Annotated in this window: 9 protein-coding genes, 1 pseudogene and 2 riboswitches; of the genes and pseudogenes, 9 read left to right on the top strand and 1 reads right to left on the bottom strand. The window is 73.3% G+C overall.

What is annotated here, in order from left to right:
- Positions 1–80: 80 nt before the first annotated feature.
- From ACQRUO_RS02015 to ACQRUO_RS01975, 9 genes and pseudogenes are all read left to right on the top strand, one after another.
- Positions 81–1082 (top strand): TIGR01777 family oxidoreductase, encoded by a 1002-nt coding sequence (locus ACQRUO_RS02015; RefSeq protein WP_428313902.1) that lies wholly within the window; start codon positions 81–83, stop codon positions 1080–1082.
- A 214-nt stretch (positions 1083–1296) separates the two neighbouring features.
- Positions 1297–3189: pseudogene (locus tag ACQRUO_RS02010) on the top strand (ATP-binding SpoIIE family protein phosphatase); the annotation flags it as partial.
- Between the two features lie 49 nt (positions 3190–3238).
- Positions 3239–3413, top strand: a riboswitch (cobalamin riboswitch).
- Between the two features lie 205 nt (positions 3414–3618).
- Complete coding sequence (locus ACQRUO_RS02005; protein ID WP_428313901.1) at positions 3619–5118, top strand: CoA-acylating methylmalonate-semialdehyde dehydrogenase; 1500 nt, start codon at positions 3619–3621, stop codon at positions 5116–5118.
- Positions 5115–6263, top strand: a complete 1149-nt coding sequence (locus ACQRUO_RS02000; RefSeq protein ID WP_428313900.1) for an acyl-CoA dehydrogenase family protein — start codon at positions 5115–5117, stop codon at positions 6261–6263. Before ACQRUO_RS02005 ends, ACQRUO_RS02000 begins: the two co-directional genes overlap by 4 nt.
- Entirely contained in the window at positions 6263–7324 is a 1062-nt protein-coding gene (locus ACQRUO_RS01995) for an enoyl-CoA hydratase/isomerase family protein (RefSeq protein WP_428313899.1), read from the top strand. Before ACQRUO_RS02000 ends, ACQRUO_RS01995 begins: the two co-directional genes overlap by 1 nt.
- Positions 7321–8205, top strand: coding sequence for a 3-hydroxyisobutyrate dehydrogenase (gene mmsB, locus ACQRUO_RS01990; RefSeq protein ID WP_428313898.1), 885 nt, complete (start codon positions 7321–7323; stop codon positions 8203–8205). The genes ACQRUO_RS01995 and mmsB overlap by 4 nt, the downstream gene beginning before the upstream one ends.
- A complete protein-coding gene (locus ACQRUO_RS01985) occupies positions 8202–8975 on the top strand; it encodes an enoyl-CoA hydratase (RefSeq protein WP_428313897.1) in 774 nt (257 codons plus the stop codon). The genes mmsB and ACQRUO_RS01985 overlap by 4 nt, the downstream gene beginning before the upstream one ends.
- A 107-nt stretch (positions 8976–9082) precedes the next feature.
- Positions 9083–9323, top strand: a riboswitch (cobalamin riboswitch).
- A gap of 149 nt (positions 9324–9472) precedes the next feature.
- Positions 9473–11788: a 5-methyltetrahydropteroyltriglutamate--homocysteine S-methyltransferase gene (gene metE, locus ACQRUO_RS01980; protein ID WP_428313896.1), complete on the top strand. Its 2316-nt coding sequence runs from the start codon at positions 9473–9475 to the stop codon at positions 11786–11788.
- A 123-nt stretch (positions 11789–11911) separates the two neighbouring features.
- Entirely contained in the window at positions 11912–12127 is a 216-nt protein-coding gene (locus ACQRUO_RS01975) for a hypothetical protein (protein ID WP_428313895.1), read from the top strand.
- A 61-nt stretch (positions 12128–12188) separates the two neighbouring features.
- Here the strand turns inward: ACQRUO_RS01975 and metF are convergent, their stop codons facing one another.
- On the bottom strand, positions 12189–13106 hold the full coding sequence (gene metF / locus ACQRUO_RS01970; RefSeq protein ID WP_428313894.1) for a methylenetetrahydrofolate reductase [NAD(P)H]: 918 nt from the start codon (positions 13104–13106) through the stop codon (positions 12189–12191).
- Between the last annotated feature and the right edge of the window lie 119 nt (positions 13107–13225).

Raw genomic sequence — 13225 nt, 5'->3', positions numbered from 1 at the left:
CGAGCAGGCTTGTGCAGCCATTTTGAACGCGTTCAATAGTGTGGCGTAGGGTGGCCGCAGACATCGAGAGGGGGAGTCCGATGAAGATCGTGATACCGGGTGGGACCGGCCGCCTGGGCACCGTCCTGAACCGCGAGCTGACCGCGGCGGGCCACGAGGTCGTGGTGCTGACCAGGAACCCGCGGCGCGAGCGCGAGATCCGCTGGGACGGGCGGACCCCGGGCCCGTGGACCGAGGCGATCGACGGCAGCGACGCGGTGGTGAACCTGGCCGGGCGGAGCGTCAGCTGCCGCTACACCGCGGCCAACCTGCGCGCCATGATGGACTCGCGGGTGGACTCCGCCCGGGTGGTGGGGGAGGCGATCGCGGCTGCCCGCCGACCGCCCCGGGTGTGGCTGCAGATGAGCACCGCCACCGTCTACGCCCACCGCTTCGACGCCGCCAACGACGAGCGGACCGGCGTGCTCGGCGGCGCCGAACCCGACGTGCCGGGCTACTGGGGCTACAGCGTCGAGATCGCCAAGGCCTGGGAACTGGCCATGGACCGGGCGGCGACCCCGCACACCCGCGAGGTCGCGCTGCGCACGGCCATGGTGATGAGCCCGGAGCGCGGCGGCACCTTCGACGTGCTGTCCGCCCTGGTGCGCCTCGGGCTCGGCGGCCCGGTCGCGGGCGGCGCCCAGTACGTCTCCTGGATGCACGAACGGGACTTCGTCCGCGCCGTCGAGTTCCTGATCGACCGGGCGGACCTGGCCGGCCCGGTCAACCTGGCCGCTCCCGAACCCCTGCCGCACCGCGCGCTGATGCGGGGCCTGCGTGCCGCCTGGGGCGTCCCCGTGGGGCTGCCCGCCACCCGGTGGATGGCCGAACTGGGCGCGTTCGCGTTGCGGTCGGACACCGAACTGCTGCTGAAGAGCCGTCGGGTGGTCCCGGGCCGGCTGGTCGAGGCGGGCTTCGCGTTCGCGTACCCGCGCTGGCCGCAGGCGGCGGCGGACCTGGTGCGGTGCAGCCGCGCGGATGGTGGTGTGCTGCGCCGTGCCGGCCGGGAGGCGGCGGGCCGGGCCGGCGCGGGCCGTGCCTGACTCCGCCGGTGCTGCCGGTACCCGGGTGCCTGGGTGCCCCAGCGCCCGCCGTCCGCCGCAGGTGGCCGGGCCCGCCGGCGTGCGGTGTGGTTCGCGGCCCGGACGCGTCCGTGACGGTATGACAGGTGCCATGCGTCGAGTGTGGACCCGCGCCCGCGGGACCGAGGATCCCGATCGAGCGCGCGCCGCCCGGCCCGCCCGAGCCCCCGGTGCTCGTCCTGCCCCGCGCGGCGGCCCCGGCCCCACCCCCGGCGCGACCGGTCGACCGCCACGGGTGTCGGCCGAGCTGCGCGCCCTGGCCGGCCAGGCCGACCGCGCACATCGGCGGCTGAGCCTGCTCTACGGGGCGAGCGTCGGCATCGGCACCACCCTGGACATCGAGCAGACCGCGATCGAGCTCACCCTGGTGACCGTGCCCGGCTTCGCCGACTACGCCACCGTCGACCTGGCCGACCCGGTGCTCGTCGGCCAGGAGCCGCCGCCGCTGACCGCCGGTGCGCCCGTCGAGCTGCGCCGGGTCGCCTTCACCGGGGCGCGCGACGACTCCCCGCTCTACCGCCCCGGCGAGCTGATCACCTTCCCGGCCCCGTCCCCGCAGGCGGTCGGGTTCGTCAGCGGGCGGCCGGTGCTGGTCGCCGACCTGGCCGCGGAGACCGGCTGGCGCACCCAGCGGCGCACCCCGGCGACCCTGGCGTTCGGGTTCGTCTCCCTGATCACGGTGCCGCTGACCGCCCGCGGCGTGCTGCTGGGCATCGCCAACCTCTGGCGGCTGCGGGAGAGCGGGCCGTTCGAGCCGGACGACCTCTCGGTCGCCGAGGAGTTGGCCGGGCGGGCGGCGGTCTGCATCGACAACGCCCGCCGCTTCACCCGGGAGCACGCCATGCTGATGGCCCTGCAGCACAGCCTGCTGCCGCGCCGGCTGCCCGAGCAGAGCGCCGTCGAGCTGGCCCACCGCTACCGTCCGGCCGCCGCCGGGGTGCGCGGCGACTGGTTCGACGTGATCCCGCTGCCCGGGGCCCGGGTCGCGCTGGTGGTGGGCGACGTGGTGGGTCACGGCCTGCACGCCGCCGCCACCATGGGGCGGCTGCGCACGGCCGTGCAGAACTTCGCCGCCCTCGACCTGCCGCCGGACGAACTCCTCGGGCACCTGGACGAGTTGGTGGCGTACCTGGACCAGGAGGCCGACACCCGCCACGGGGCCGACGGCCGTGCGGGCGCCGACGGCCATGGCGGGGCCGACCGTCGTCAGGGCGCCGACGGCCTCGACGACCGTGACGCAGCGGACGTCCCGCTGCCGATCAGTGGTGCCGGCTGCCTGTACGCGGTCTACGACCCGACCACCGGCACCGCCACCCTGGCCCGGGCCGGCCACCCGCTGCCCGTCCTGGTCCACCCGGTCGGCACCGTGGAGTTCCTCGACCTGCCGGCCGGTCCGCCGCTGGGCCTGGGCGGCCTGCCGTTCCAGGCGCTGGAGGTCCGCCTGCCGCCGGGCAGCAGCCTGGTCATGTACACCGACGGCCTGGTCGAGGACGCCGACCACGCCATCGGCAGTGGCCTCGACGTGCTCTCCGCCGTGCTCGCCCACCCCGACCGCAGCCCGCAGGAGATCTGCGACGCCCTGCTGCGCGAACTCGCCGGCGACCGGGCGGGTGACGACATCGCGCTGCTGGTGGCCCGCACCCGGCTGCTGCCCGCCGACCGGATCGCGGAGTGGGACGTGCCGGCTGACCCCATCGCGGTCGCCCACGTCCGGGCCGCCGCCACCGCCCAGTTGACCCGCTGGGGCCTGGGCGAGGCGGTGTTCACCACCGAACTGGTGCTCAGCGAACTGGTGACCAACGCGATCCGCTACGGCCGCCCGCCGATCCGGCTCCGCCTGATCCACGACTCCTCGCTGATCTGCGAGGTCGCCGACGCCGCCAGCACCGCCCCGCACCTGCGGTACGCGGCGGAGGAGGACGAAGGCGGCCGCGGCCTCTTCCTGGTGGCCCGACTCACCCACCGCTGGGGCACCCGCTACACGCCGCGCGGCAAGGTCATCTGGGCGGAGCAGACCCTCGCCGGGCCGGCGCCGCAGTCGAGCGCGGGTCGGGGCAGCATCGGGTGATCGAGGGCACGTGCGGGTGGCTCTGGACTTACTAGGACGTCCAACTATATGGTCGTGACAGGTCCGCGGTGTCAGGGAAGCCGGTGTGAGTCCGGCACGGTCCCGCCACTGTGACCGGGGAGTGCGTCCTCGCAGGAGTCATGGCCACTGGCAGCCAGCCGGGAAGGCCCGAGGGCGGGCGTCGATCCGGGAGTCAGGATACCGGCCGCGGATGGTTCGTGTTTTCCACGAGGATGGAGACGACACGCATGACTCAGGGCCGTTCGCTGTCTGCCGCCCCTGGCTGTCCTGTGCCGACCGACCGGGCCCACCTGGCCTGACGGTCCGTCAACTCTGCTGCTGACTGCTGCCCTGGTGCGCCACCGTGCGCCGGGTGGTCGGCGGTGCTCTCCACTCCTCCTCTCCCACCCATGACGAGAGAAGGAACCGATGGTCCGAGAACTCACCCACTTCGTCGCCGGCAAGCGGCTCCCCGGCGCCTCCGGGCGCTTCGGCGACGTGTACGACCCCAACACCGGGCAGGTGCAGGCCCGGGTGCCGCTGGCGAGCCGCGCCGAGGTCGAGGCAGTGATCGCCGACGCCGAGCAGGCCCAGCAGGGCTGGGCGGCCTGGAACCCGCAGCGCCGGGCCCGGGTGCTGCTGCGCTTCCTGCAGCTGGTCGACCAGGAGAAGGACGAGCTGGCCCGGTTGCTCTCCGCCGAGCACGGCAAGACCGTCGCCGACGCGCACGGCGACATCCAGCGCGGGCTGGAGGTGGTGGAGTTCGCCGCCGGGATCCCACACCTGCTGAAGGGCGAGTTCACCGACAACGCCGGCACCGGCATCGACGTGTACTCGATGCGCCAGCCGCTCGGCGTGGTGGCGGGCATCACCCCGTTCAACTTCCCGGCGATGATCCCGCTCTGGAAGGCGGCCCCCGCGCTGGCCTGCGGCAACGCGTTCGTCCTCAAGCCCTCCGAGCGGGACCCCTCGGTGCCGCTGCGACTCGCCGAGCTCTTCCTCGAGGCGGGCCTGCCGGCGGGCGTGCTCAACGTGGTGAACGGCGACAAGGAAGCGGTGGACACGCTGCTGGAGGACCCGCGGGTCCAGGCGATCGGGTTCGTCGGCTCCACGCCGATCGCCCAGTACGTCTACGCCACGGCCGCCGCCCACGGCAAGCGGGCGCAGTGCTTCGGCGGCGCCAAGAACCACATGATCGTGATGCCGGACGCCGACCTCGACCAGGCGGCCGACGCGCTGATCGGCGCCGGGTACGGATCGGCGGGCGAGCGGTGCATGGCGATCTCGGTCGCCGTGCCGGTGGGGGAGCAGACCGCCGACGCGCTGGTGGCGAAGCTGACCGAGCGGATCGCCGCGCTGAAGGTCGGCCGCTCGGACGACCCGGCGGCGGACTTCGGCCCGCTGGTCACCCGCGAGGCGCGCGACCGGGTCCGCGACTACATCGACCACGGCGTCCGGGAGGGTGCCGAACTCGTCGTCGACGGACGGGGCTTCCAGCTGGCCGGTCACGAGGACGGCTACTTCCTCGGTGCCTCGCTCTTCGACCGGGTGACCCCGGACATGCGGATCTACCGGGAGGAGATCTTCGGTCCGGTGCTCACCGTGGTCCGCGCCGCCGACTACGAGGAGGCGCTGCGCCTGCCCAGCGAGCACGAGTACGGCAACGGCGTGGCGATCTACACCCGGGACGGCGACACCGCCCGCGACTTCGCCCGCCGGGTGAACACCGGGATGATCGGCGTCAACGTGCCGATCCCGGTGCCGATCGCGTACCACACCTTCGGCGGCTGGAAGCGCTCGATGTTCGGCGACCTCAACCAGCACGGTCCGGACTCGATCCGCTTCTACACCCGCACCCGCACCATCACCTCGCGCTGGCCCTCGGGGGTCAAGGAGGGCGCGAGCTTCACCATCCCCACGATGGAGTGAGTCCCGTGCACGATCTGACGCAGGATCAACTCGCCATCAGCGAGACCACCCGCGCCTTCGCCGACGAGTACCTGGCGCCGAACGCGGTCACGTGGGACCGGGAGAAGCACTTTCCGGTGGACGTGCTGCGCAAGGCGGCGCAGGTCGGTCTGGGCGGCGTCTACGTCCGCGAGGACGTCGGCGGCTCCGAACTGGGCCGGCTCGACGGCGTGGTGGCCTTCGAGGCGCTGGCCACCGGCTGCCCCTCGATCGCGGCCTACCTGTCCATCCACAACATGGTCGGCTGGATGATCGACCGCCACGGCACCGAGGAGCAGCGCTCGCGCTGGCTGCCCGCGCTCTGCTCGGCCGAGCACCTGGGCAGCTACTGCCTGACCGAGCCGGGCGCCGGATCGGACGCCGCCGCGCTCGCCACCCGGGCCACCCGGGACGGCGACCACTGGGTGCTGGACGGCGTCAAGCAGTTCATCTCCGGTGCGGGCGCCGCCCAGGTGTACCTGGTCATGGCCCGCACCGGCGGCCCCGGCCCCAAGGGGATCTCCGCCTTCCTGGTCGACCGCGACGATGCGGGCCTCTCCTTCGGCGCCAACGAACAGAAGATGGGCTGGAACGCCCAGCCCACCCGGCAGGTGCTGCTGGACGGGGTCCGGCTGCCCGCCGACCGGCTGCTCGGGGCGGAGGGCGACGGCTTCCGGATCGCCATGGCCGGCCTGAACGGCGGCCGGCTCGGGATCGCCGCCTGCTCGCTCGGCGGCGCCCAGAGCGCCCTGGAGCGCACCACCGCCTACCTCGCCGAGCGCGAGGCCTTCGGGGCCCGGTTGCTGCACTCCCAGGCGATCCAGTTCCGACTGGCCGACATGGCCACCGAGTTGGAGGCCGCACGGGCCCTGCTCTGGCGCGCCGCGGCAGCGCTCGACCGCGGTGACCCGCGGGCCCCGCAGCTCTGTGCGATGGCCAAGCGGCACGCCACCGACACCGGCTTCGCCGTCGCCGACCAGGCCCTGCAACTGCACGGCGGCTACGGCTACCTGGCCGAGTACGGCATCGAGAAGATCGTCCGCGACCTGCGGGTGCACCAGATCCTGGAAGGAACCAACGAGATCATGCGCGTCATCGTCGCCCGCGGACTGATCGGAGCCGCCTGATGACCGACGACGTCCTCATCGAGCGCGACGGCCACCTCGGGCGGATCGTCCTCAACCGGCCCAAGGCGCTCAACGCCCTCACCCACGCCATGGTGCTGCGCATCGCCGCCGCACTGGACGCCTGGGAGCAGGACGACACCGTGGCCACCGTCGTCATCACCGGCGCCGGCGAGCGCGGGCTGTGCGCCGGCGGCGACATCGTCGCCATCCACCAGGCCGCCACCGGCGGGGACCCGGCCGCCGCCGAGGAGTTCTGGCGCGACGAGTACCACCTCAACGCCCGGATCGCCCGCTACCCCAAGCCCTACGTCGCGGTGATGGACGGCATCGTGATGGGCGGCGGGGTCGGCGTCTCGGCGCACGGCAGCGTCCGGATCGTCACCGAGCGCACCAGGATCGCCATGCCGGAGACCGGCATCGGCTTCGTCCCCGACGTCGGTGGCACCTACCTGCTCGCCCTGGCCCCCGGTGAACTCGGCACCCACCTGGCCCTCACCGCCGGCTCGGTCGGTGCGGGCGACGCCCTGCTCTGCGGCCTGGCCGACCACTTCGTCCCCGCCGACCGCCTCCCCGCCCTGCTGACCGACCTGGCCGGGCTCACCGTCCACGAAGCCCTCGCCCGCCACGTCGCCCCAGCCCCGCCCGCACCGCTCGCCGAGCAGCGGGCCTGGCTCGACGAGTGCTACGCCGCCGACACCGTCGAGACGATCCTGGCCCGCCTGCTGGCCTGCGGCGAGACGACCGCCAAGAAGGCGGCCGAGCGGATCACCGCCAACTCGCCCACCGCCGTCAAGGTCGCGCTGACCGCGCTGCGCCGGGCCCGGGCGCTCGGCCCGCTGGAGGCGGTGCTCGACCAGGAGTTCCGCACCTCCTGCGCCGCGCTCGCCACGCCGGACCTGGCGGAGGGCATCCGGGCCCAGGTCATCGACAAGGACCGCAACCCCCGCTGGCAGCCGGCCGCCCTGGCCGACGTCACCGCTGACGAGGTCGCGCGACACTTCGCCCCGCTGGGCGAGCGCGAACTCGGCCTCTGTCCCGCCGCACCCCTGGAGCGCTGGTGAGCCGCACGATCGGATTCGTCGGACTGGGCAACATGGGCGGCCCGATGGCCGCCAACCTGGTCAAGGCCGGGCACCGGGTGACCGGCTACGACCTGGCGCCGCAGGCCCGCGAGCGGGCGGCCGCCGCCGGGGTGGCGATCGCCGCCTCGGCCGTGGCGGCGGTCGCCGGGGCCGAGGTGGTGATCACCATGCTGCCGGCCGGGCGGCACGTGCTGGAGACCTACGACGTGCTGACCGCCGCCGCGCGCGGAGCGCTCTTCGTGGACTGCTCCACGATCGCCGTCGGGGACGCGCGGATCGCCGCCGACCTGGCCCGCACGGCCGGGCACCGGGCCGTCGACGCCCCGGTCTCCGGGGGCGTGGCCGGCGCCGAGGCCGCCGGCCTCACCTTCATGGTCGGCGCGGCGGACGGCGACTTCGCCGAGGTCGAGCCGCTGCTGGCCGCGATGGGCCGCCGGGTCGTGCACTGCGGCGGGTCCGGGGCCGGACAGGCCGCGAAGATCTGCAACAACATGATCCTCGGCATCTCGATGATCGCGGTGAGCGAGGCCTTCGTGCTGGGCGAGAGCCTCGGGCTGAGCAACCAGGCGCTGTTCGACGTGGCCGCCAACGCCTCCGGGCAGTGCTGGGCGCTGACCAGCAACTGCCCGGTCCCCGGCCCGGTTCCGGCCAGCCCCGCCAACCACGACTACCGGGCCGGCTTCGCCGCCGCCCTGATGGCCAAGGACCTGGGCCTGGCCGCCGACGCCGCCACCGCCACCGCCGTCCCGGCCGAACTCGGCCGCCGGGCCGCCGAGCTGTACGCCGCCTTCGCCGCGGGCGAGGGCGCCGGGCTCGACTTCTCGGCCATCATCAACACCCTGCGGAAGGACCAGGCATGACCTACGAGACGATCCGCGTCGAGCGCCGCGAGCGGGTGGGGCTGATCACGCTCGACCGCCCGAAGGCCCTGAACGCCCTCAACACCCAGCTGATGAACGAGGTCGTCGCGGCCGCCGAGGAGTTCGACCGGGATCCGGTGATCGGCGCGCTGGTGGTCACCGGCTCCGAGAAGGCCTTCGCCGCGGGCGCCGACATCAAGGAGATGCAGTCCCTCGGCTTCGTCGACGCCTACCTCGGCGACTGGTTCGCCGCCTGGGACCGGTTCGGCGCGCTGCGCAAGCCGGTCGTCGCGGCGGTGGCCGGCTACGCGCTCGGCGGCGGCTGCGAGCTGGCGATGCTCTGCGACGTGCTGCTGGCCGCGGACACCGCGAAGTTCGGCCAGCCGGAGATCAAGCTCGGGGTGATCCCCGGGATCGGCGGCTCGCAGCGGCTGACCCGGGCGATCGGCAAGGCCAAGGCGATGGAGCTGTGCCTGACCGGCCGGATGATGGACGCCGAGGAGGCCGAGCGGGCCGGCCTGGTCTCCCGGATCGTCCCTGCGGCCGAGCTGGTCGAGGAGGCGCTGGCGGTGGCCGGGACGATCGCCGCGATGTCCACCCCGGCGGCGATCATGATGAAGGAGAGCGTCAACCGCGCCTTCGAGACCACCCTCGCCGAGGGTGTCCGCTTCGAGCGCCGGCTCTTCCACGCCACCTTCGCCACCGCCGACCAGAAGGAGGGCATGGCCGCGTTCACCGAGAAGCGCGCGCCGAAGTTCCAGGACCGCTGACTGCTGACCGCCGCGGCCGTCCGCCGCCGGGTGCCCCCGCGCACCCGGCGGCGTCTCAATCCGTGGACGGTCCCCGGACGGCGGTGTCCCGGACGCCCGATTGCGTCTAGGCTGGCCGGGCAGCTGGTTCGCCCTGTCCGCCAGACAGGAGCGTCGTAAGAGGGAACCCGGTGACGCCTTTCAAACGGCCAGTCCGGGACTGCCCCGCAGCGGTGAGTGGGAACGACCGCCGTCATACGCACTGGGTCCGGGAGCCGGGTCTGGGAAGCGACGGCCAGTAGGTGACCGCCCTGAACCAGGGTGGCCGCGCCCGCGAGTCCGAAGACCTGCCCGTTGCCCGCACGCGACCGTTCGCGCGCGGAGTCCCGGTGACCTCGTGGGCGGGTCGGTGGAGCCAGCAGGCGGAGCGGCAGCTGCCCCCGCCCGGTTCGTCACCCCTTCGCGCCCTCGTCCCGTCCCCGGGTACTTGAGGATCCAGACTCGCGAAGGAGAGTCCCTTGACCACGAAGTCCGCAGCCGCGGCCACCCGGGGCACCGTCCACGGCTACCCCCGCCAGGGCCAGGGCCGGGAGTTGAAGAAGGCGATCGAGGGCTACTGGAAGGGCACGGTCACCGCCGAGGCCCTGCAGAGCACCGCCGCCGGGCTGCGCCGCGAGCGGTGGCAGCAGCTCGCCGACGCCGGCATCGACGAGGTCCCCACCGGTGACTTCTCGCTCTACGACCACGTGCTCGACACCTCCGTCGCGCTCGGCGCCATCCCGGCCCGTCACCGGGCCGCCGTCGCGGCCGACCCGCTCGACCGGTACTTCGCGATGGCCCGCGGTACCCAGCAGGTCGCGCCACTCGAGATGACCAAGTGGTTCGACACCAACTACCACTACCTGGTCCCCGAACTCGGCCCCGGCACCGTCTTCGCCGCCGACTCCGGCAAGCAGGTCGCGGAACTGCGCGAGGCGCTGGCCCTGGGGCACGCCGCCCGTCCGGTGCTGCTCGGCCCGGTCACCTTCCTGCTGCTGGCCAAGCCCGCCCCGGGTGTCGCGGCCGCCTTCCAGCCGCTCACCCTGCTGGACCGGCTGCTGCCCGTCTACGCCGAGCTCCTCGCCGATCTGCGGGCGGCGGGTGCCGACTGGGTGCAGTTGGACGAGCCCGCGCTGGTCCAGGACCGCACCCCCGCGGAGCTGAACGCCGCGGCCCGCGCCTACCGCGAGCTCGGTGCGCTGACCGATCGTCCCAAGCTGCTGGTCGCCTCCTACTTCGACCGGCTTGGCGAGGCGCTGCCGGTCCTGGCCAAGGCGCCGATCGAGGGCCTGGCCCTCGACTTCACCGGCCCGGCCGCCGGCAACCTGGCCGACCTCGCCGCCGTCGGTGGCCTGCCCGGCAAGCGGCTGGTCGCCGGCGTGATCGACGGGCGCAACGTCTGGATCAACGACCTGGGGAAGTCGCTGGCCACCCTGGCCACCCTGCTCGGCCTGGCCGACCGGGTCGACGTCGCCCCCTCCTGCTCGCTGCTGCACGTCCCGCTCGACGCCACCGCCGAGCGCGACCTGGACCCGCAGCTCGCCCGCTGGCTCGCCTTCGCCCGCCAGAAGGCGGGGGAGACCGCGCTGCTGGCCCGCGCGCTGCGCGAGGGAACCGGCGCGGTGACCGCCGAACTCGCCGCCAACCGCGCCGACCTGGCCTCCCGTGCCGCCTCGCCGATCACCCGTGACCCGGCGGTGCGGGCCCGTACCGCAGCCGTCACCGAGGCCGACGGGCGCCGCCCGCAGGCGTACCCCGAGCGGGCCGAGGCCCAGCGGGCCCGGCTCGGCCTTCCGCTGCTGCCCACCACCACGATCGGCTCCTTCCCGCAGACCACGGAACTGCGCACCGCCCGCGCCGACCTGACGGCAGGACGGATCGATGCCACCGGCTACCGCGAGCGCATCGAGGCCGAGGTGCGCGAGGTGATCGCCTACCAGGAGAAGGCCGGCCTGGACGTGCTGGTGCACGGCGAGCCCGAACGCAACGACATGGTCCAGTACTTCGCCGAGCAGCTCACCGGTTACCTGGCGACCCGGCACGGCTGGGTGCAGTCCTACGGCACCCGCTACGTGCGCCCACCGGTGCTGGCCGGCGACATCTCCCGCCCGCACCCGATGACCGTCGACTGGTACGGCTACGCCCAGGGACTGACGGACCGTCCGGTGAAGGGCATGCTCACCGGCCCGGTCACCATGCTCGCCTGGTCCTTCGTCCGCGACGACCAGCCGCTCGCCGAGACCGCCCGCCAGGTCGCCCTCGCCCTGCGCGAGGAGGTCGTGGACCTGGAGGCCGCCGGCGCCGCCGTGATCCAGGTCGACGAGCCCGCCCTGCGCGAGACCCTGCCGCTGCGCGCGGCCGACCGCCCCGGTTACCTGGCCTGGGCCACCGAGGCCTTCCGGCTCGCCACCTCGGGTGTGCGCGCCGACACCCAGATCCACACCCACATGTGCTACGCCGAGTTCGGTGACATCCTCACCGCCATCGACGAGTTGGACGCCGACGTGATCTCCCTGGAGGCGGCCCGCTCGCACATGGAGGTCGCCGACGAGCTGGCCGGAGCCGGCTACCCGCGCGAGGTGGGCCCGGGCGTCTGGGACATCCACTCGCCCCGGGTCCCCAGCACCGAGGAAGCGGTCGAGCTGCTGCGGGCCGGTCTGCTGGCGATCCCCGCCGAGCGGCTCTGGGTCAACCCCGACTGCGGCCTGAAGACCCGCGGTTGGACCGAGACCCGCGCCTCGCTGGAGAACCTGGTCACCGCGGCCCGCCGGCTGCGGAGCGAACTCGCAGGCTGACCTGCCGGGGTGAGATAAAGGGGTGGGCACGGCGAAAAGTCGCCGTGCCCACCCTGGTGGCACTCCCTTGCCCGAGGACCTCGCCGGTGAGGGCGGCCACCCCACACACCCATGGGGGGACAGATGAGCAGGAGTCCAGCGCCGCGCCGGCTCCGGGTCAACGGGGAGGTCCTGGTCCTCCTCCCGGAGAAGGAGTACGAGAGCCTGCTGGCCACCCGCCGGCAGGTCGGTGCCGGTAGCGCCCGGATGCGGGCGCTCCAGCAGGCGCTCACCGACGCGCTGGCCCGGCTGGCCGCGTCCGAGGGCGGCGGGCGGGCGGCGGGCGAGGAGGCGACCTGACCGCTGCGGGACGTCGTCCGCCACGCGGTGCGGGCCGGGCCGTTCCCGGCCCGCACCTGCCTCAGCAGACCTGGGAGAGCCCGAGGTTCTGGTGGATCTCGCTGGTGACCGTCGAGAAGTTCATGGTCATGAAGTGCAGGCCGGGAGCTCCCTCGGCGAGCAGCCGTCGGCACATCTCGGTGGCGTGCTCGATTCCGATGGAACGGACCGCGGCGGGGTCGTCCTGGTGGTCGGTCATTCGGGAGGAAAGAGGTGCGGGAATGACGGCCGTGCTGAGCGTCGGGATACGAAGGAGTGACCGGATGCTGGTCACCGGCATGATCTCCGGAATGATGGGGAGGTCGCAGCGCGCGGCCTGGAGACGGTCGCGGAATCGAAGGTAGCTGTCGACCTCGAAAAACATCTGGGTGATGGCGTAGTCAGCGCCGGCGCGGCACTTCTCGATGAAGTGGCGGATCTCGGAATTCCAGTCGGGTGACCTCGGGTGCATTTCGGGAAAGGCGGCCACGCCGACGCAGAAGTCACCGGACTCCTTGATCAGCCGAACCAGGTCGGCGGCGTACTCCACCCCCTCCGGGTGGCGGTTCCAGCTGCCCAGTGGGTCGCCCGGCGGGTCGCCGCGCAGCGCCAGGATGTTTCGTACCCCCTGGTCCGCGTAGTGCCCGAGGATGTTGCGGAGTTCGGCGACGCTGTGGTCGACCGCCGTCAGGTGGGCGGCCGGAGTGAGCGTCGTCTCCGCTGCGATGCGGCCGGTGACGTTGACCGTCCGTTCCCGGGTCGATCCGCCGGCGCCGTAGGTCACCGAGACGAAGGTCGGCGACAGCGCTTCCAGCCGGCGGATCGCATTCCACAGGCCGGCCTCCGCCGCGGCGCTCCGGGGCGGCATGAACTCGAACGAATAGGAACGCTTTCCGGTGGCAAGGAGATCACGGACGGAGGCCGCCCGGTCGGTGCGCATGGAGGGGGTTCCGAGTGTCATGGCAGGAGGGTATCCAGCGGACGGAAAGACGTCTTCAGGAGTCCACCCTGTGATACGGAACCGTCCTCCGGAGATTTCAGGAACGTGGATCGGAGGAGCGCGGTGAGGCCGCACAATGG

This window comes from Kitasatospora sp. LaBMicrA B282 (genome assembly GCF_050325825.1).
In the GTDB taxonomy this organism is placed as follows: domain Bacteria; phylum Actinomycetota; class Actinomycetes; order Streptomycetales; family Streptomycetaceae; genus Kitasatospora.
Note: the sequence above shows the minus strand (reverse complement) of the source record. Positions and strands in the feature narration are given on the sequence as shown.